The following is a 19745-nucleotide window of genomic DNA, read 5'->3' as shown; positions in this document are numbered from 1 at the left end:
GATGGGCCCTAACAGATTCTCGGCAATTGCTCACCCGACAGCCAGTCGACGATCCTCCCGCCGCCGAAGCTCGTGGCCATCTGCACGAAATGATGATCGTCGGCCACGGCCTCGCCGATCTCGGCGGCGTCGCGGCCAAGCGGATGCGCCCGCATCGCGGCCAGCACCGCACCGGCAAGCTCGGGCGCGACGATCGCGACCAGCTTGCCCTCATTGGCGACATGGAGCGGATCGAGGCCGAGCAGCTCGCACGCTGCCGCCACGCCCGGTTTGACCGGGATCGCTTCCTCGCGAAGATGGAAGCCGAGGTCGGACTGCCGGGCGATCTCGTTCAGCGTGGCGGCGAGGCCGCCGCGGGTGGGATCGCGCATCAGGCGGATGCCGCGACCGCCGGCTTCGACCATCTTCGCGACGAGGTCGTTCAGCGCCGCCGAATCCGAGACGATCTCGGTCTCGAAGGCGAGATTCTGCCGCTTCGACATGATCGCCACGCCGTGGTCGCCGAGCGTGCCGGAGATCAGCACGCGATCGCCGGCGCGGGCGTTCTCCGCCGAGAGATCGAGCCCGTGGGGCACGACCCCGACGCCGGCGGTCGAGATGAACAGGCCATCGGCCTTGCCGCGCTCGACCACCTTGGTGTCGCCAGTGATGATGTGGACGCCGGCATCGCGCGCCGCCTCGCCCATCGATTCAGCGATCAGCTTGAGATCGGCGAAGCGGAAGCCTTCCTCGATGATGAAGCTTGCAGAGAGGTAGAGCGGGCGTGCACCGGCCATGGCGATATCGTTGACGGTGCCGTGCACCGCAAGCGAGCCGATATTGCCGCCGGGGAAGAACAGCGGCGAGACCACATAGCCGTCGGTCGTCATCACCATGCGCCCGGCGCCGACGTCGAATGCCGACTGGTCGTTGCCGCGCGCCAGCCATTCATTGCCGAAGGCCTCATGAAACAATCCGGAGATCAACTGCGCCATGGCGCGGCCGCCCGAGCCGTGGGACAGGTCGACGCAGCCGTTCCTGATGTCGAGCTTGCGCTGATAGGCCTTCATGACGCGCGCCTCTGCTGGTGATCGCGGAAGCGGCCATAGGTCCAGTGCGCGGCGCAGGCGCCTTCGGAGGAGACCATGCAGGAGCCCATCGGCGTCTCCGGCGTGCAGACGGTGCCGAACAGCTTGCAGTCGACCGGCTTCTTCACGCCGCGCAGGATGGCGCCGCATTCGCATGCGGGATTGTCGTCGACGCGCAGCTCGTGCATGTCGAAGCGCACCTCGGCGTCGTACTTGGCGTAGGCGCGCTTCAGCTTCAGCCCGCTATAGGGAACCTGCCCGAGCCCCCGCCATTCGAACTGATCGCGCAGCTCGAAGATGTCGGAGACCTCCTCCTTGGCGCGCAGATTGCCGTCGCGGTTCACCGCGCGGCTGTACTGGTTCTCGACCTCGTGCCTGTTCTCGTTGACCTGCCGCATCAGCATCAGGATCGCCTGCATCATGTCGAGCGGCTCGAAACCCGCGATCACGACGGGTTTGCCGAACTCCTCGGCAAAGAACTCGTATGGGGCCGTGCCGATGATCGTCGAGACGTGGGCCGGCCCGACGAAACCATCGATCTCGACCCGGCCGATGTTGCGGATCTCCGGACTTTCCAGGATGTTCTGCATCGCAGGCGGCGTCAGCACGTGGTTGCAGAACACGCTGAAGTTCTCGAGCTGCTTCCTCTCGGCGAGGCGGATCATGACCGCGGTCGGCGGCGTCGTGGTCTCGAAGCCGATGGCGAAGAACACCACCTCACTCCCGGGATTGTCCTCGGCGACCCGGATGACGTCGATGGTCGAATAGACCATGCGGATGTCGGCGCCGCGCGCCTTCGCCTTCAACAGCGATGCGCCCTGCGAGCCGGGAACGCGCATCAGGTCGCCATAGACGCACAGGATGATGTCGGGCCTCATCGCGAGCCGGATCGCCATGTCGATGCGTCCGGCCGGCAGCACGCACACCGGACAGCCGGGGCCATGGATCATCCGCACGTTCCTCGGCAGCATGTCCTCGAGGCCGTAGCGCGAGATCGCGTGGGTATGGCCGCCGCAGAACTCCATGAAGCGATAAGGCTTTTGCGGATCGGCCTCCGCGCGGATCGCTTTCGCGAGCCCAAGCGCGATCTCCTTGTCGCGAAACTCGTCGGCATATTTCATGACGCGGCTCCCTGCCCCTCGGCGCTGAGCTCGCGCAGCAGCTCGAGCGTCCGCCTCGCCTCCTCCGGGTCGATCTTCGTCAGGGCATAGCCGACATGGATGATCACGTAATCGCCGACGGCGAGACCCTCGATCAAGGCGACCGATATCTCCTTGCTGACGCCGTCGATGGAAACGATCGCCATCTCGTCGGGCAGGAGCTTCGTGACCTCGGCAGGTATCGCGAGACACATCAGATGGTTCCTTCCAGGCCTTGCCGTTCGAGCAGTGTCAGCGCGGCAACCCAGGCCTGCCCGAGGCTGAGCCCGCCGTCGTTGGGCGGTACTTGGCGCGGCAGCAGCGGCGAGAGCCCGGCGGCAAGGCAGCCGCGCTCGATCTGCTCCGAGAGGATCGCGTTGAGGAAGCAGCCGCCGCTCAAGGCGACGGTCCGAATCCCGGTCGCGCCCGCCGCGCGATCAATCCAGTCGACGCAAGCCGCGGCAAGCGTGCCGTGGAACAGCTCGGCGCCTTCGACCGCATCGATCTTTCCAGCTGCCAGGCGCTCGAACAGCGGGGCCAAGGACAGCACGCCGTGCTCGATGGCCCAGCCGTCAGGCGCGATGCGGGAGCTGCGCACCAGCGCTTCGAGCTTCATCGCAGCTTCCCCCTCGTAGCTCTGGATCGGGCAGAGACCGAGCAGGCCCGCCGCCGCATCGAACAATCGGCCGGCGCTAGTTGTCGTCGGCACGCCCGGCTGATCGAGCATGGCCCTAAGACGCGCGGCCTGCGGCTGTGCGCCGAACCGGGGCGCGATCGCACCGCCGCGCCCCAAGCCGTGCAACACGCTCGCGGCCATGCGCCACGGTTCGCGCGCGGCGCGATCGCCGCCCGGCATCTTCATCGGGGCCAGATGTCCGAGCCGCCGGAAGCGGGCGCCGTCGCAAGCCAGCAGCTCGCCGCCCCAATTGCCGCCGTCGCTGCCGTGGCCGAAACCGTCGAGCACCAACGCCAGCACCGGTGCTGCGGTGCCATGCTCCGCCATCACGGCGGCCGCATGGGCATGATGGTGCTGGACCGCGATCAGCGGCCTCCCGCTGGCCTCGGCAAAACGGGTCGAGGCCATGTTCGGATGCAGGTCATGGGCAATGACGACCGGCTCGACGTCGAGTGTCGAAAGCAGGTGATGCACCGTCTCCTCGAAGAAGCGGACGCCTTCCGCAGTGGCGAGGTCGCCGATGTGCTGGGAGACGAACGCCTCGTTGCCGCGCGTGAGCGTCACCGTCGATTTGAGCGCGCCGCCAACGGCCAGGATCGGCGGCACCGACCGCGCCAGGCGAACCGGCTCGGGCACGTAGCCGCGCGCGCGGCGGATGAATTGCGTCCGGCCGGCGACGACCGCCGCCACAGAATCGTCGGCCCGGGTGACGATGTCGCGGTCGTGCGTGACGATGAGGTCGGCGATGCCGGCAAGGCGTTGCTCGGCTTCGCGATTGTCGATGAGGAGCGGCTCGCCACCGGGATTGGCGCTGGTGGCGACGATCGCCCAATTCTCGCCGGCCCGCTCGTGCGCTGTAGTCAGGGCATCGAAGATGAGGTGGTGGAGCGGCGCGACCGGCAGCATGACGCCGAGGAGCGACAGGCCCGGCGCGACGGCTGGCGCGAGCCGGTGGCGTGATGTCATCAGCACGATGGGCTGCGGCGACGTCTGCAGCAAGGCGAGCTCGGCGGTATCGGCATGGGCGATGTCCGCAACCGCATCCACCGATCCGACCATGACCGCGAAGGGTTTTTGGTCGCGATGCTTGCGCTGCCGCAGCCGCCGTACAGCCTCGTCGTCGCGGGCATCGCAAAGCAGCTGATAGCCGCCGAGCCCCTTGATCGCGACGATCTTGCCGGCCGCGACCGCGTCGGCAATCTCCGCGACCTCATGGCTGAGCCTCGGGCCGCATTGCGGACAGGCGATCGCCTCGGCATGGAAACGGCGGCTGAGGGGGTTGGCGTAGTCGTCGGCACAGGCTCTGCACATCGCAAAGCGTTTCATGGCCGTTGCCGCTCGATCATAGGGAAGCCGCTCGGCGATGGTGTAGCGTGGACCGCAATGGGTGCAGTTGATGAAGGGATAACGATGGAACCGGCTGGCGGGATCGAACAGCTCGCGCAGGCAGTCCTTGCAGGTTGCGGCATCAGCGACGATGCGCGTCGACACCCTCCCCTGCTCGCTGGCGCGGATGCAAAACTCCGCACTCGCCACCGCCCCGACCGGCTGCACCGAGATCTCGTCGATCCGGGCGAGCGGCGGCTTTTCCAGCGGCAACGCCGCGACGAAATCGGACGCGCGCTCGCCCTCGACCTCGATGACGACGCCATGGGAATCGTTGGCGACGAAGCCGCCGAGGCGGTAGCGCGTGGCGAGACCGTAGACATACGGGCGAAAGCCGACGCCCTGCACCGCGCCGCGCACATGCAGGCGCAGCCGCCGTCCGTCCCGTGCTGTGGCCGCGCCGCCCATCGTCACTCCGCTGCCGTCATCGCGGCCGGCTTCATCGCCGCCATCCGCTTGCGGATCCAGGCATAAAACGTTGCAAACCCCTCGCCGGTGCGCGCCGACACCGTCAACACCTCGATCTTCGGGTTGACCCGGCGCGCATATTCGATGGTCTTCGCCAGATCGAAATCGAGCACGGGCGCGAGGTCGATCTTGTTGATCAGCATCAGCGACGAGGCTGCGAACATGTCGGGGTATTTCAGCGGTTTGTCCTCGCCCTCGGTGGTCGAGAACACCACGATCTTGCAGGCCTCGCCGAGATCGAACGCCGCCGGGCAGACCAGATTTCCGACATTCTCGATGAAGAGCAGGCCGCCGTTGAGCCAGGGCAGCCGGTCATAGGCCTCGCCGACCATGGCGGCATCGAGGTGACAGCCCTTGCCGGTATTGACCTGGATCGCCGGCACGCCGGTGGCGCGGATGCGCTCGGCATCGTTGGAGGTCTGCTGGTCGCCTTCGATCACACCGATCGCAAAGCTTTCCTTCAACTCGGACACGGCGCGGACCAGCAGCGAGGTCTTGCCGGCGCCGGGGCTGGAGACCAGGTTGAAGGCGAGCACGCCATCGGCCGCGAAGCGGGCGCGGTTGTCGGCCGCAAGCCGGTCGTTCTTGCCAAGGATGTCGCGCTCGACCTGGATGATACGGTCGCTGCTCATGCCGGCGATCTTCTGGCCCGCGGGATTGGCGCCGCAGTCGAGCAGCCCGGCCTCATCGGGGGCTGGGTCGTGGTCACCACCGTGGTGATGGTGGTGACCATGGCCGTGGTGGTGATGATGGTGGTGGTGCCCGCCGTGATCATGATGATGATCATGCGCATGTTCGATCGATGTCTTGCCATCGCTGCAGCCGCAGACCGTACACATCAGTCGACCTCCAATTCCCTTACGCGCATCTCTTCGCCGCCCGTCACCTGCAATTGGTGGCCGCCGCAGGACGGGCACGGCTCGTAGCGCTGCCCGATCTCGACGGCTTTGGAACAGGCCATGCACCAGGCCGTGCCGGGAGTCTCGACGATCTCGAGTCGCGCGCCTTGCGCGATGGTCCGCGCGGCGACGGCCTCGAAGCAGAATTTCAGCGCCTCCGGCGCGACATGACTCAGCGCACCGATTTCCAGACAGACGACGTTCACCTTGGTGAAAGCGCGCTTGCGCGCTTCCTCCTCGACGATACCGACGATGCCTTCGCACAGCGCCATCTCATGCATGGGCCGCCTCGCGAAAATTCAGGCTGAAGCCGACGCAGGGATCGAAGGATCCGACCAGCGCGCGGACCTCGTCCTGTCCGTGCCGGCCGGCTGCGAGCGTCGCGCCCTGGAGGCTCCTGACCAGCGGTCCACGGGCGTGAAAATTCCACTCGGTCGGTGCCAGGTACTCGAACTTGACGATGCGATCCTCGTCGTCCAGTGCGACGGCATGATGGAGGCGCCCGCGGGCGCATTCGACAGCGGCCGCCCCCTTGCCCACGCCGAGCCGGTAGCTTGCGACGACGCCCTCGTCGAGCTCCGCATCGCCACGAACGAGCCAGGCGCAGAGCCGCGCGACCTCGGCAACCCGCGCCTTCAGACGCGCGGCGGAGCCAGCTTCCGCCGGCGAGACCGCTTCACGGCGCGCCATGCGCGCCCAGACGCCGGTTTCCGGAATCCGGCCGCAGAGGTCCGGCGCATCGGAATAGGCCGCACCGTCCGCCAGCAGACGCGTGACGATGTCTAGATCGTCCGCCACCGTCAGGAAGGATGGATCGGCCTGCGGCTGTGACACCAGCCTGTCATTGCATCCCGCGACGGAGGCGACGAGCGCGCTGCCCGGCGCGAGCGTCTCGTCTTCTTCACCGGCGATCCCCATCGCGCCGAGCGCGGCCTTGATCTGCTCCACCGCGTCGCGATGCAAGGCCGGTGGGACGGCCTCGTCCGCGCGGCCGAGCAGCGCGCTTGCCTGCATCGCGGCGCGCACCGCCGGCGCGTTTGTGCCGTCGAGCGCGAGCGGTCCGACGAACAAGCCGCGCAACAGTTCGGTCAGCCGCTCGGCGACGACTGCGGTGACGCGGCGCCGCACTGTTGCGGGAGCCGCCTGCCGCCCTTGTGCGGCTTCCACCGCCGACTGGAACGCCACGTGATGGGCGACCGAGCACAGCGAGAACAGACGCGGCAGCACGGGAAGCAGGGAAGCGGCGGGCTTTCCCGCAAACAGCCGCGTCAGCGGCGGCCGGCTGCGCGGCTTGATCGCGACGTCGGCGATCGTGGCACCGGACAGCAGCACCGTGATATCGATCTCGTTGCGGAACGAGAGGCTCATCCGCGCCGCTCCGTCAGGGCACCCCGCAGGAAGTTACGCCGATCGATCGGGCTTGTCGCGGGCTCGCGGCGGCGAACCGCCTCCTCGCTGTCCGCCGGCAGCATCAATTCGGCAAGCGCGGCTTCGGCCGTCGCTCGCGCGGCATCCATGTCGGCAAACTGGAACATCGGCGAGAACAGCGAGCAGCTCGCGATCCGGCCGACCCGGGCGACCTCGCTCAGGATGAATTCGATATCCCCCGCGGGAAAACGCATTCGCACGTTCGCGCCCGAGGTGGCCGGCGCAATAGCGCCCGCCGGCATCACCACGTTCATGAACCACGGCGTGACCATGATGCCGACGATCGTGCCGTTGAAAGGGCGGAAATCGACCGCCTCGACGTCGAGCGCATCGTTGTAGATGGGCAGATCGCGCATCGCGCGCTCGCCGATCTCCCGGTAGCTTGCGGCCAGAAGCTCACCCCACGCCGCGGCGTCGGCGCCGCCGACAGGACCTGATGTACTCGCTGGCGCGCTGCCGGTCATGTTTCGATCGCCATGAACTTGGATTTTGGCGCGTCGCAATTCGGGCAGTGCCACTCCTCCGGCAGCGCCGCGAACGGCGTGCCCGGCGCGATCTGCGCTACCTCATCGCCATCCGCCGGATCGTAGACGGTCCAGCAGATGCCGCATTCCAGCCGCGTAGCCTCAGTGATGTCCCGGCGCACGCCAAAGTTCTCGAAGGCGCTCATTTGAAGTAGGCCTCGATGATTTCCTGCAGCCGCTCGGCGGAATCCTCGAAATCCTCGTCCGCTGCCAGCGCAACCGTCGGCACGCCGCCGACTTCGAGCGTATCGAGAATGATGGTGTCCATGGCGTTGAAGAACTGCACCGACCAGACATTGCGAATGCCGGTGGAGAGCACCCGGCAGGTGCCGTAGCCGCGCGAGACGAGCTGAATCGGTCCGTTCCGGATCGTGTCCTGCAGGAAGCTCATGTCGACCGGGCTCATCGGCAGCAGCGTGAAATTGATGATCTGCGAGCGAAGACCGGGCCGCCAGGCCTGTGCCCGCTCGCGGATCTCGGCGAGCACCGGCAGTACGTTCATCGCGCCCTCCGGCACCTGCCCGATCTCGAAATCGGCGGATGTCAGGTCGGCCGCCGCGCGCCTGACGATCTCCGGAATCGCCCCGATCTCGAGGTATTCGGAAGCGGCGTCGGTCTCGAGCCGCACACGCCAAATTCCCGCCAGCACCGATTCCTGGATCTGCGCCAGCGATCCGTCGGGCAGCGCGACGACGCCGGCGACCTCGCCTTCGCCGAGCACGTCGGCCACCAGCTTGCTCTCGAGATCGTTGAGATTGGCGAGCCGGAACAATTGCGTCGGCGCGTCCGCCTTTTGGCCTTCAATGGCGACCGCGATGCGCGAGAGCAGCGCGACCGCGTTCGGACAGCTCTTTGCAAGCTCTGCACTGTCGAGCGTTGCAAGCTTTGCCAGCGCGCCGGCCGCCGTCAGGCTGCCCTTCGCTGCATTGAGACTCTCTTCGCCGATCGGAAACACGTTGACCGGTTGCTCGGCGCCTTCGGGCGCATCCCAGAAGCCGGCCTTCACAGCCCGGCCCCTTGCGCGCGATGCTGGGGAACGATGGTGACGGCGACTGCTGCGCCTTGCCCGCGCGGCCGGTCGATCAGCTTGGTGATGCGGTCGACATAGACCGACCAGTCCTGGATCTTGGCGATCAGTCCCAGCGTCTCGCCCTTGGCAACGAAAATCAGCGTCGGCTGCACGCGCACGCCGAAGCGCTGGCCGAGCGCGCTCTCGTCGCTGCGCGCGATGATCGCACCGCGCAGCCGGCCTTCGAACGCGGTGATCAGCTCCGGCAGCACCACGGCGACATCGATTGCCTCAGGGAAGCGGTTGGGATCGCCGGCCGACAGCAGCACCGCGACCGCACCGGCCTCGTCCGCTCCGCCAAAGAAATGATCGACCGTCGCAGCATCGACCTCGGGCAGGCCACTCCGCGCCGGATCATGCTTTCCCACCTGGAATTCCATCGAACCTCCCCTGACAAGCTTGTGTTTTTGCTCGGACTAGAGGTTAGCAAGGCACGTGCCAGGATTGGTTATCACCTGTCCGGAATTATCCAATTGATCTATATCATCTATTTTCTAGCTTCGACTGTCCGCCAAGCTTCTATGGCAAGATACTTTTCATATCTGGTGGTAGCCAGCTTTGCTGGTAGGAATCGACCTTTCCAGGCTTACAGCGGCCGCCGGGGCCGGGCCGGTCACGGGTGTCATCAATGCATTCATCGGGAGATGCAGCGACGCTGCTAACTGGACCGGAGGTGCTCCGGTAGTTGCGGCTCGCGGTCGATGAGGTCGGCGAAGAAGCGGTCGCAATCCTCGCCGTCGAGCGCTGCACTGAGCCCTTCGATCGCATTCGCGATGAGGCGCGCTTCGTCCTCGTCCAGCAGCCGGATCGCGGTGTCGATATAGACCAGCACCTTGGCGCCGACCGGCGGATTCGAGAGCAGCAGCACAGAGACCCGGCGCTGCTCGCCGCGATAGGCGCACAGCGCCGACACTCCGTCGGTCTCGACAATCGTCATGGGCAGGCCGAGGCACATGGACAAATCTCCGACAGTGTGGCCGATCAGGCCGGCCGCGTCTCGTAGTGGAGATGATCGATGTCATTGGCGAGCAGCCGCTCGGTATCCGCCAATGGCTCGGCGCGTTGGCTCACCGTGATGCCCCATTCGGCCAGGATGGCGCAAGCGAGATTGATCGCCGGCGCGATCTGGTCGCGCACCGGCGGCGTCAGCGGCCCGCCCCAGTCTTCGAGATCGAGCGGCTGGCAGCCGATCAGCACCAGATGTTTCGGGCACCGGCCGAGCAGGTCGGCCGCGCTGATCACCTCCTGGAAACCGGTCTGGTGCAGGCTCATCTTCTTGGCGCCGGTGAAACGCGGCACCTCGTCGTCACGCACAAGCTTCAACTGGCCGGGCTCGAGGCCATAGTCGATCGCGTCGAACACGATCAGGCGGTCCGCCTCTTCCAGATAGTTGACGAGATAGAGCCCCTGCGTGCCGCCATCGAGGATGGTGACATTGTCCGGCACGGCGTAGCGGCGATGAAACTCCTCCACCGCGCGCACGCCAAAGCCTTCGTCGGCCCACAGGATATTGCCGATGCCGAGCACCAGGATGCGATCGTCTTGTGAGAATGTCGGCATCACCTGGCGCTCTCGTATCAGTCGCGGAATTGCCGTTCGCCCGAGATCATCGAGGAGATGATGCTCTGGCGCGACATGATGTCTTCGCGGATCGCGGCGTAGATGTGCACCATCACGAACACGACCAGCGCCCACATGCCGAGGTGATGCCAGGTATGAACATCCTGGCTGTTCGGCCAGATCGCAAACACCCAGCCGAACAGCTTGTACTGCCAGCTGTCGATGCCCTGTCCTTCCGAATAAAGTGCGAAGCCGGTGACGATCATGAAGGCCACGAACAGCGTGAAGCCGGTGAACATCGCGGTCTGCGCCAGCGGATTGTGGCCGACATACATCTTGGGCTCGCGCTCCAGGAACGCGTACCAGCGAATTTCGTGCAGCACTTCCTTCCAGAACTGCTTGCGGTGAACCGGGATGTAGAAGATCTGCCGGGAATGGTGGTTGCCGACGAAGGCCCACAGGATGCGCGTGAGGAAGAAGACCGCAAGCACCTGCCCCGCGGCGAAATGGGCGAAGCGGATGTAGCCCATCACGAAATTGTCGGACGCCTCGCCCGCGACCGTCGGCAACGGCGTTCCGATAAGATAGCCGGTCACCATGAGCACGATGATCGAGAACGCGTTCACCCAGTGACAGATCCGTACCGGAGCCTCATAGACATAGACGGTGGGACGACCCACCGCTCGTTCTCCGGAAGCATCGGCTGCGATCGCCGCGAGGTCGGGCCTGGCGTCCGAGGCGGGAGCAACTGCATCCATCATGATCCTCTCCTACCTGACCTTGACCTTGGCGAGTTCCTGGCCGTCCGGACTCATCACGTGTGTCGAACAGGCGAGGCACGGATCGAAGGAATGGATCGTGCGCAGGATCTCCAGCGGCTGTTCGGGATTGACCATCGGCGTGTTCATCAGCGACGCCTCGAAGGCGCCGATGTTTCCCTTGGGGTCGCGCGGCGAGCCGTTCCAGGTCGTGGGCACCACGCACTGGTAGTTGTCGATCTTGGTGTCCTTGATCTTGACCCAGTGCGCGAGCGCGCCGCGCGGCGCCTCGGTGAAGCCGACTCCCTTGGCCTCCTTCGGCCAACTCTCCGGCTTCCATTTGTCGACATTGGCGGTCGAAGAGTCGCCGGCCTTGATGTTGGCGACGAGCTTGTCCTGGAAGTAGCGCATCTGACGACCGGCCCAGACGGACTCGAGCGCGCGCGCCGCGGTGCGGCCGAGCGTCGAGAACAACGCCGAGGTCGGCAGGTTCAGATCCTTCAGGAACTTGTCGACGGGATCCTTGAACTCCGCCTTGTTCTGCGCGTAGCCGACGACCCAGCGCGCCAGCGGGCCGACCTCCATGGCGTGACCGCGCCAGCGCGGCGCCTTGATCCAGGAGTACTTGCCGCCTTCGTCGAGCTGCTCGATCGCGGTCTTCGTCCCCTTCGCATTGGCGCCCAGCACGTAGTTCGGCTCGGTGATGCCGTCCCAGGGATGCAGGCCCTTGGTCTCGTCGGGGTATTTGTACCAGGAGTGGACCACGAACTCCTGGATCTCGTCGGGGTTGGCAAGATCGACCGGAAATACCTCAGAGAGATTGCCGTTGATGATGGCCCCGCGCGGCAGCTTCAGACTCTTTGCGGAGTAGTCGTTGGCATGTTCAGGCACGTCGCCATAGGCGAGCACGCTCTTGCCGGAGAGGCCGCCGCCATAGAGCCAGTCCTTGTAGAACGAGCCGATCGCCGCGACGTCCGGCAGATAGACCTGCTCGTTGAACTGGATCAGTTGATCGATGATCGAGGAAATCAGGTTCAACCGCTCCATGTTGATGGCGCCGACGGCGCCCGTGCCGTCGACATTGATCGGACAGGGCACGCCGCCGACCAGCCAGTTCGGATGCGGGTTCTTGCCGCCGAAGATGGTGTGGATCTTGACGATCTCCTTCTGGAAATCGAGCGCCTCCAGATAATGCGCCACCGCCATCAGGTTGGCCTCGGGCGGCAGCCTGTAGGCCTTGCTGCCCCAATAGCCGTTCTTGAACGGCCCCAGCTGGCCGGACTCGACGAACTTCTTCAGCCGCGTCTGCAGATCCTTGAAATAGCCGGGCGAGGACAGCGGCCAGCTCGAAATCGACTGCGCCAGCGTGGAGGTCGCCCGCGGATCCGCCGAGAGCGCGGAAACGACGTCGACCCAGTCCAGCGCGTGAAGGTGATAGAAGTGTACGACGTGGTCATGCACCTGCAAGGCAAGCTGCATCAGGTTGCGGATCGAATTGGCGTTCTCTGGAATCGTGATCCCGAGCGCGTTTTCGACCGCGCGCACCGAGGTCAGCGCATGCGTGCCGGTGCAGACGCCGCAGATCCGTTCGGTGAACGCCCAGGCGTCGCGCGGATCGCGGTTCTTCAGGATCACCTCGATGCCGCGCCACATCGTGCCAGTGGAGACCGCGTTGCGGATGACATTGTCGGCGTCGACATTGACCTCGACCCGCATGTGACCTTCGATACGGGTCACCGGGTCCACGACGATGCGCTTGCCGGAATTGTCGAGATTGAAGCCGTTGGGAGTCTGGATACCCATGATTGTCCTGCCCTGCCGTGTCTTTTCGATCAGCTGTTGTGGTCGGCGTCTTCGCGCTTGGTCGCGAGCCGCTTGACAGCGGTCACAGCCGCATGCGCAGCCACCGCGGCGCCGACGGCGCCCGCCGCCACCATGCCGATCTGATCGGCGTTCTTCTCGATGCCGAACTGCTTGATGTTGGTGAGACGATCGTAGAACGAGCCCTTGTCCCAGAAGCCGTCCTCCGAGCAGCCGATGCAGCCGTGACCCGACTGGATCGGGAAGGACACGCCGCCGTTCCAGCGCACGGTCGAGCAGGCGTTGTAGGTGGTCGGCCCCTTGCAGCCCATCTTGTAGAGGCAATAGCCCTTGCGCGCGGACTCGTCGTCCCACTCCTCGACGAACTGCCCCGCGTCGAAATGCGGGCGCCGGTAGCACTTGTCATGAATGCGCTGCGAGTAGAACATCTTCGGCCGGCCCTGGCGATCGAGCTCGGGCAGCTTGCCGAAGGTTGTGATGAAGGTGACGACGCCGGTCATCACCTCGGCGATCGGGGGGCATCCCGGCACCTTGATGATGGGCTTGTTGGTGATCACCTTGTCGATCGGAGTTGCCTGTGTCGGATTGGGCTTTGCCGCCTGCACGCAGCCCCAGGAGGCGCAGGCGCCCCAGGCGATGATTGCCATCGCGTCCTCGGCCATCATCTTCAGCTTCTCGACGAATGGCTTGCCGCCGTCGATGCAGAACATGCCGCCTTCGTTCAGCGGCGGATTGCCTTCGACCGCGAGGATATACTGGCCTTTGTGCTTGGCGCGGGTCTCCTCGAGGATGGCTTCGGCCTGATGGCCCGCAGCCGCCATGATGGTGTCGTCGTAGTCGAGCGAGATCATCGACAGCACCGCATCCTTGACCAGCGGATGCGCGGAGCGGATGAAGCTCTCCGAGCAGCAGGTGCATTCGAGGCCGTGCATCCAGATCACGGGCACGCGCGGCTTGGTCTCGAGCGCGTTCGCGATGCGGCTCGCCGCCAGCGGTCCGAGGCCGAGGCTCGTCGCCGTCAGGCTGCAGAATTTATGAAAGCTCCGACGCGTGATGCCTTGCCGCCTGATCACGCTGTAGAACGTTTCCGTCGCCGCGCCCATGAATCCTCCCGCCTTCGGCTTTGACTTTTCGATGACGCAAAGGACAGCAAGAAGCAGGCCAACAGCCTGGAGCGATTCAAAACTGGAGGGATTCCAGAATGTTGCGGCTTTGAACCACCGTCATGAACGGTAAGCGAGGACGCTGACAACACAAGAAGCGGAAACAATTCGATTTGCAGCCGGCAACGAAGTTTCCGGTCAATGCGCGGTGCACACCATGCAGGGATCGAACGAGCGCACGATATGCTGGATCGCAACCGCACGCGGCCCGGCCTCGCCGACATCGGTGCCGACCAGCGCCTGCTCCAGCGGGCCGCCGACGTCGAAGGAATCGCGCGGCGAGAAATTCCAGGTGGTCGGCGCGATGATCTGGTAACGCTCGATCTTGCCGTCGCGCACCGCCATCCAGTGCCCGAGACTGCCGCGGGCGGCCTCGACCAACCCGACACAGCTTCCGTCGGGGAGCTCGCGCGAATTGTGGCAGAACGGCTCCGACAGCCGCAGCGCGCGCGTCCACTGCTCCATGGCAAGCGCGATGCGCGCGGTCTCGATCAGCCGCGCGACCACGCGGCTGCGCACGTTGGTGCCGTCCCGCGCGACCAGATCCGTGATCAGCGCCTGGCCCGCCACCGTCTGGCGCGCGATCGCGCCGACCTCGATCGGCTGGCCCGAGAGCCGGGGCGCCTTGCACCAGCTGTAGGCCGCAGGCTTGTCGGGATCCGGAACTGTGCTGCTATGGGCGGGATCCGCGGAGGAATTCCGCATCCAGGCATGCGAGACGTCCTCGGTGATCTGCGTCAGCGGCAGGGGTTCGACGATTGCGCGCGGGCCGAACAGGCCGCGCGGAAACAACTCGCCGTCGACGCCATGATAGGCGCCGTAGCTCATCATCAGCCCCGTCCCCCGGCCGAGCCCGGTCAATGCCAGGCTGTCCGCCAGCCGCAGGAAATGCGCGAAGTCGCCGCCGCGGCCATCGCGCCAGTCGTCCAGCTCGTCGGCGGTTGCTATCGCCAGCACGTTCTCCAGCGAATCCGCGAAGACGATGCGCTCCAGGAAGGCTCGGAACGCCGTCGTAATCGACAAGAGCCGGACGCGCTCGCCGAGATCGATGGCGCGCGTGGTGCCGCCGGGCTGGAACGCCAGGCTGTGCGGCCATTTTCCAGCAATGATGCCCATGGTCTCGAGCAGCCGCGCCCGCGCCGGCAAGGCATCGCGCGCCGCGCTGCCGCGGGTGGCGGCAAAGCGCTCGCGCGCCTCCTCGTGCCAGCCATGGGCGGCATACGCCTCGCGGGCAAAGTCCGGCATGAAGAAGATGTAGAAATGGGTCAGATGGTCGGCCGCATTCTCCGCCGCATGGGCGATGTTGGTGGCGAGCAGCCCGTTGGGCGCCGCCTCGATCGTCATGGCGGCGCGCAGGGCGGCCGCAGCCGCGACCGATTGCGAGACCGAACAGATGCCGCAGATGCGCGGTGCCAGCGCCAGCGCATCGAGCGGCGGCCGTCCCTCCAGGATCTGCTCGAAACCTCGGTAGAGCGGCGCCGTCACCTCGGCGCGCACGACGCGGCCGCTCTCGACATCGAGGCGGACTTCGAGGTCGCCCTCGACGCGGTTGAACGGGCCGATCGTGATCCGCGTCATGGCTTGCCCTTGGTCGTCGCGCGCCCCGGCGGCACGACCACATGGTCTGCGGTCGCGTTCAACCGCACGCGGCGCGGCGTCGCGGACTTCGACAACGCGGCGAGCGCAACGAACCACGCCTTCGGCATGTCGGTGGGAAGCCCGACCGGAATGCCCGCGAGCTTGGCGGTCTCCAGAAAGTTCTGCGCCCCTTCGAAGCCCGGCGAGGTGCAGGCGATGCAGGCATAGCCGCCCTTGGTGCAGGAGCCGCCGCCGTTCCAGGAGCGCTGGTTGCAGTCGCCCACCGCCTGCGTCGCCTTGCAGCCGAGATGCTCCATGAGGCAGCCACGCTCCGACATGGTCTCGGCGCTGGCCTTGAACTCGTAGAACTCGTTGCGCGAGCAGCCGTGATGGGCAAGGTGATTGGCGACGAATTTGGGCCGCCCGTAGGAATCGAGGTCGGTGGCGGCGAGGTCCTTGGTGGTCAGCGCCAGGATGGTTTCCATCATCCAGCCGGGATGCGGCGCGCAACCCGCGACGTTGATGACGGGAAGCCCGAGCCGCGAACGGAAGCCCGCGCCCAGCGCACCGCCGCTGTCGGACCCTTCGAACTGCAAGCCGACCGCATCGGTCGGGTTCGATCCGGCGGCCGGCACGCCGCCATAGGCCGCACAGCTTCCGACCGCGATCACATAGTCGGCGCGCGGCGCAAGATCGAGCATCCAGCGATAGACCGAACGGTTGGTGCCCGCGAGCATGTTGAAGCGGCCGGTGTCGTTCGGCCCCCGCGTCACCGATCCCTCCAGCAGGAGCAGATCGAGCCGCACCTTGCCGTCGAGCACGGACTGCAGCACCTCGACCGCCTCCTCGCCGGTCTCTTCGCTGACCGACGGATGCCATAGCAAGTTGATGCCGAACTGCCTGAGCTCGTCGAACCAGCCGGAGGCACCGCTTTCGAGGATCGACATCGTGCAGCCGCCGCAACTGGCGCCTTGCAGCCAGAGCACGTTGGTCATTCCATCCGATCCGCTCATGGCTCCTCCTCAGCCTCCAAGCATCGGCCGCTCGTAGCACACGAGCACGGCTTTGGCTTGAAGTAACTCAATCCTGCCTAGCCGACGTCCCGCCGTCATGCTTCAAGTGCCGCCGGCGAATCCGGCGCGTGACAATCCAGGTGACGCCGATGGCGACCGGCACGAAGAGCGCGGTCGCGAGCGACGGCTCGACATGCACGCCGGCGTCATGCGCGCCCTTGGCAAGATAGCCGAACAGGCTGACAACGTAGTAGCCGATCGCCGCCACCGACAGCCCCTCGACCGTACTTTGTAGGCGCAGCTGCAGCTTGGTACGCTCGTTCATCGAACGCAAGAGGTCGCGGTTCTGCTCCTCCAGTTCGACGTCGACGCGGGTGCGCAGGAGGTCGGCGGCGCGCGCAAGCTTGATCGACAAATTGGCCTGGCGCTCCTCCAGAGCGGCGCAGGTCCGCATCGCCGGCGCCATCCGACGGGCGAGAAATGACGACCAGGTCGGATAGCCCGCGATCTCACCGCCTTCGACCACCCCGAGCCGAGCCTGCACGATATCGTAATAGGCCCGGCTGGCCCCAAATCTGAAGAGACTGCCGGCGGCGCCACGCTCGAGCGAGGCGGCGAGCGCCGTCAACTCGGTCAACAGATGATTGTTGAGCTTGAAGTCTGCCGCGCCCTGCATCTCCTCGAGCACCTCGACCAGCCGTCGCCCGATGTGATCGGCGGATGGTGCGAGCGCAAGCGCAGCCGGTAAACCGAGCAGCGCCAGCGTGCGATAGGTCTCGATCTCAAGCACGCGCTGCACCAGGGCGCCCAGACGGCCTGACGACAGACCGTTGTTGCAGACCAGGATGCGCACGAAACCCTGCTCGTCCACGCGGAAGTCCGAAGCAACCACAGCCTGGCCGCTTCGAACGTTGACCATGGCCAGGCTGCCTTTCTCGAACAACTGTTCGGCACGATCAACCGCGGCGGATGTCTCCTCGACCTCGAGTTTGAGTGCGACCAGCAATTGTCCGGCCTGAGGAAGCGACCCGATCAGCGCAGCAAGCTCGTCGTCCACATCACCAAACGGACGCGAGGCGCCCGCATGGCTTCTGATCCAGGTGAAGGTCGTGAACTCGGAATGTTGCTCCCAGCGCAAAGTGACGGCACCGACCGTCACGTGATGGTGTTTTGCGGATGCATCCGGCGCTGCCAGTCCATGTGCAGCGCAAAAGGAGGCAAAGCTCTGCCGATCAGCGGTAGCTGTATCGCCCTGGCTGAGAAATGCGAAGCGCAGCACGGCGAGCGGCCCGGTCAGCCGCGTGAACGGGCGCGCATGGACCTCACTCAACACCGCGCCCCGCTGCGGATGCAACTGAAAGCAGGCGAGATCCAGACCAGAGCTCATCGACGGATCATCCGCTTTTCGCTGCACGGCTTGTTTCTCCTGGGACGTACCAGCCACGCTCGAGCGGAGCGTCAGCGGCTCCACCGGGTGCATCATATAGTCCATCACGCCGTTCTGGCAGACCGACGTCGGCGCGATGCCGCCGGTGCAGAGATTGCGGAGCGTTTCGGTCTTGAGCAGGGAACCATAGGCATAAGTGAACCGGCCGTTGCCACCATCGGCGGCGCATTCGGAATGTCGTTGCCGGGTGGTCTGCGTCGGCAAGCCCGCGAATGAGCCACTCAGCGTACGCGAGACGCTGGCGCCGGCCAAACTCAGGCCGCCTCGGTCGCATCGACGCATTCCAGCACTTCTGGCGCCGCAGCGCGCGCGTCATCGGCAAACATCCGGCGATAGGTCACGACCGAGACGAGCCAGGTGATCGCGAATAGGGCAACAACGGCGAAACCGACATTCGCAAGCGACTCGTTGAGGCCGTCGACCAGCGCCCATGCGCCGCCGGAAAGGCCGAAGCGGTCGCCGACCAACCCGAGCGCCTCGATGCCGCCGATGAACAGCGCGACCGCAACGGAAGCGCCGGTGATGGTGAGGTTATACCAGAGCTTTCGCAGGGGATCGACGTAGGCCCAACGATAGGCGCTGACCATCAGCGCCGAGTCGGCGGTGTCGACCAGCGCCATGCCGGCGGCAAACAGCACGGGAAAGACCAGCACATGCACGAGAGACACGCTACGCGCAGCTTCCGTGGCGGCAATGCCGAGCAAGCCGATCTCGGTCGCCGTGTCGAAGCCGAGCCCGAACAGCAGGCCGAGCGGGTACATGTGCCAGGATCTTGTCACCAGGCGGAACATCGGACCGAGACATCGCGCTAGAAGTCCGCGGGCGGCGAGCTGCGCATCGAGCCGTGCGGCGTCATGGATACCTTGCTCGCGCACCTCGCGCAGGGTTCGCCACAGGCCGGCGAAGATCGCCAGATTGACGACTGCGACCCCCAGCAAGAACAACGCCGACACCGAGGTTCCGATCAGGCCGCCAACTTCCTTGAGCAGGCTGTCGCCGCCAAGGGTCACCATGCCGAGCGCAAGCAACATCGTCGCAACCACGACGACGCTGGCATGGCCCAGTGCAAAGTACAGGCCCGCGGACCGCGGCGCCTCTCCCGCCTGCATCAGCTTGCGTACGACGTTGTCGATGGCAGCGATGTGGTCGGCATCAACAGCATGGCGCAACCCGAACACCCAGGCGAGCAACGCGGTCGCCATCACCGTCGGCCGGTCGCCGAACAGCGCGAAGGCCCAGGTCCATGCGGCGATGTTGGCTGTGATAAGCCCACCGAACAGCAAAATGGGATTGGCAGCTGACGCGCGTCGAGAGCTTTGCCTCGCGCGATGCACTTTGGCCAAGACCGGAGCTCCTCTCGTATGATCTTTGCGTCAACCCGGCATACCAAGGGGCAACATTCGGGCCAGACCGCAACCGCTGTTCCGAGGCGGCTGGTTTCCGGACCCAAGTTTTTGTCTTACGAGAAGAATTCGCCTTGCTGGCACTTTTGAAGCTCTGAGTCACGATGCGCAGCCCTGGAAACCAACTGACCAAAGCGCAAACATAGTTTGGTCGGCGCAACGGGCGATGCGACCGGCGGCGCCCCAGCTGATGCGCGGTTCCCGCCTCGGGCAGATGGATCGCTGCCATTACTGTAACGCAAGCTGCCAACTGCGACCTGGCTGGCTTTCCGATCGCGTCCACCGGACGCAATCCGTTCCGGCCGGCGAACCTGCGGCTGGCCCGGTCGTGAGACAGCTGCCACGG

Annotated in this window: 20 protein-coding genes; all 20 read right to left on the bottom strand. The window is 65.6% G+C overall.

What is annotated here, in order from left to right; translation table 11 throughout:
* Window positions 1–8: 8 nt before the first annotated feature.
* The gene (hypE, locus tag XH96_RS11880; RefSeq protein WP_194392665.1) at window positions 9–1049 is read right to left on the bottom strand and encodes a hydrogenase expression/formation protein HypE; all 1041 of its coding nucleotides are present in this window, start codon (window positions 1047–1049) and stop codon (window positions 9–11) included.
* On the bottom strand, window positions 1046–2188 hold the full coding sequence (hypD, locus tag XH96_RS11875) for a hydrogenase formation protein HypD (protein ID WP_194392664.1): 1143 nt from the start codon (window positions 2186–2188) through the stop codon (window positions 1046–1048). The genes hypE and hypD overlap by 4 nt, the downstream gene beginning before the upstream one ends.
* Entirely contained in the window at window positions 2185–2421 is a 237-nt protein-coding gene (locus tag XH96_RS11870; protein ID WP_194392663.1) for a HypC/HybG/HupF family hydrogenase formation chaperone, read from the bottom strand. Before XH96_RS11870 ends, hypD begins: the two co-directional genes overlap by 4 nt.
* Window positions 2421–4676, bottom strand: a complete 2256-nt coding sequence (hypF, locus tag XH96_RS11865; RefSeq protein WP_194392662.1) for a carbamoyltransferase HypF — start codon at window positions 4674–4676, stop codon at window positions 2421–2423. The genes XH96_RS11870 and hypF overlap by 1 nt, the downstream gene beginning before the upstream one ends.
* 2 nt (window positions 4677–4678) lie before the next feature.
* Window positions 4679–5575: a hydrogenase nickel incorporation protein HypB gene (gene hypB / locus XH96_RS11860; protein ID WP_194392661.1), complete on the bottom strand. Its 897-nt coding sequence runs from the start codon at window positions 5573–5575 to the stop codon at window positions 4679–4681.
* Window positions 5575–5916: a hydrogenase maturation nickel metallochaperone HypA gene (gene hypA / locus XH96_RS11855; protein WP_194392660.1), complete on the bottom strand. Its 342-nt coding sequence runs from the start codon at window positions 5914–5916 to the stop codon at window positions 5575–5577. The genes hypB and hypA overlap by 1 nt, the downstream gene beginning before the upstream one ends.
* On the bottom strand, window positions 5909–7003 hold the full coding sequence (locus XH96_RS11850) for a nickel-dependent hydrogenase large subunit (RefSeq protein WP_194392659.1): 1095 nt from the start codon (window positions 7001–7003) through the stop codon (window positions 5909–5911). Before XH96_RS11850 ends, hypA begins: the two co-directional genes overlap by 8 nt.
* Window positions 7000–7527, bottom strand: a complete 528-nt coding sequence (gene hybE, locus XH96_RS11845) for a [NiFe]-hydrogenase assembly chaperone HybE (RefSeq protein ID WP_194392658.1) — start codon at window positions 7525–7527, stop codon at window positions 7000–7002. Before hybE ends, XH96_RS11850 begins: the two co-directional genes overlap by 4 nt.
* Window positions 7524–7733, bottom strand: a complete 210-nt coding sequence (locus tag XH96_RS11840) for a rubredoxin (protein ID WP_194392657.1) — start codon at window positions 7731–7733, stop codon at window positions 7524–7526. The genes hybE and XH96_RS11840 overlap by 4 nt, the downstream gene beginning before the upstream one ends.
* The gene (locus XH96_RS11835; protein WP_194392656.1) at window positions 7730–8593 is read right to left on the bottom strand and encodes a hydrogenase expression/formation protein; all 864 of its coding nucleotides are present in this window, start codon (window positions 8591–8593) and stop codon (window positions 7730–7732) included. The genes XH96_RS11840 and XH96_RS11835 overlap by 4 nt, the downstream gene beginning before the upstream one ends.
* Entirely contained in the window at window positions 8590–9036 is a 447-nt protein-coding gene (locus XH96_RS11830; RefSeq protein WP_194392655.1) for a hydrogenase accessory protein, read from the bottom strand. Before XH96_RS11830 ends, XH96_RS11835 begins: the two co-directional genes overlap by 4 nt.
* Before the next feature lie 278 nt (window positions 9037–9314).
* The gene (locus XH96_RS11825; protein WP_194392654.1) at window positions 9315–9611 is read right to left on the bottom strand and encodes a HypC/HybG/HupF family hydrogenase formation chaperone; all 297 of its coding nucleotides are present in this window, start codon (window positions 9609–9611) and stop codon (window positions 9315–9317) included.
* Between the two features lie 26 nt (window positions 9612–9637).
* Entirely contained in the window at window positions 9638–10216 is a 579-nt protein-coding gene (locus XH96_RS11820) for a HyaD/HybD family hydrogenase maturation endopeptidase (protein ID WP_194392653.1), read from the bottom strand.
* 17 nt (window positions 10217–10233) lie between these two features.
* Window positions 10234–10977: a Ni/Fe-hydrogenase, b-type cytochrome subunit gene (gene cybH / locus XH96_RS11815; RefSeq protein WP_194392652.1), complete on the bottom strand. Its 744-nt coding sequence runs from the start codon at window positions 10975–10977 to the stop codon at window positions 10234–10236.
* A gap of 9 nt (window positions 10978–10986) precedes the next feature.
* Window positions 10987–12777 carry a nickel-dependent hydrogenase large subunit gene (locus XH96_RS11810; RefSeq protein WP_194392651.1) on the bottom strand — a complete coding sequence of 597 codons (1791 nt, stop codon included), beginning with the start codon at window positions 12775–12777 and terminating at the stop codon, window positions 10987–10989.
* Window positions 12778–12806: 29 nt separating this feature from the next.
* On the bottom strand, window positions 12807–13898 hold the full coding sequence (locus XH96_RS11805) for a hydrogenase small subunit (RefSeq protein ID WP_194392650.1): 1092 nt from the start codon (window positions 13896–13898) through the stop codon (window positions 12807–12809).
* 198 nt (window positions 13899–14096) lie between these two features.
* A complete protein-coding gene (locus XH96_RS11800) occupies window positions 14097–15536 on the bottom strand; it encodes a nickel-dependent hydrogenase large subunit (protein WP_194392649.1) in 1440 nt (479 codons plus the stop codon).
* The gene (locus XH96_RS11795; protein ID WP_194392648.1) at window positions 15533–16549 is read right to left on the bottom strand and encodes a HupU protein; all 1017 of its coding nucleotides are present in this window, start codon (window positions 16547–16549) and stop codon (window positions 15533–15535) included. The genes XH96_RS11800 and XH96_RS11795 overlap by 4 nt, the downstream gene beginning before the upstream one ends.
* A 67-nt stretch (window positions 16550–16616) precedes the next feature.
* On the bottom strand, window positions 16617–17936 hold the full coding sequence (locus tag XH96_RS11790) for a DUF3422 family protein (RefSeq protein ID WP_194394110.1): 1320 nt from the start codon (window positions 17934–17936) through the stop codon (window positions 16617–16619).
* A gap of 314 nt (window positions 17937–18250) precedes the next feature.
* Window positions 18251–19339, bottom strand: a complete 1089-nt coding sequence (locus XH96_RS11785) for a HoxN/HupN/NixA family nickel/cobalt transporter (RefSeq protein ID WP_371740055.1) — start codon at window positions 19337–19339, stop codon at window positions 18251–18253.
* Window positions 19340–19745: the final 406 nt, after the last annotated feature.

The sequence above is a fragment of the Bradyrhizobium sp. CCBAU 51765 genome, assembly GCF_015291725.1.
GTDB classification, from domain to species: domain Bacteria; phylum Pseudomonadota; class Alphaproteobacteria; order Rhizobiales; family Xanthobacteraceae; genus Bradyrhizobium; species Bradyrhizobium liaoningense.
This window is presented reverse-complemented; position numbering and strand designations above follow the sequence as displayed.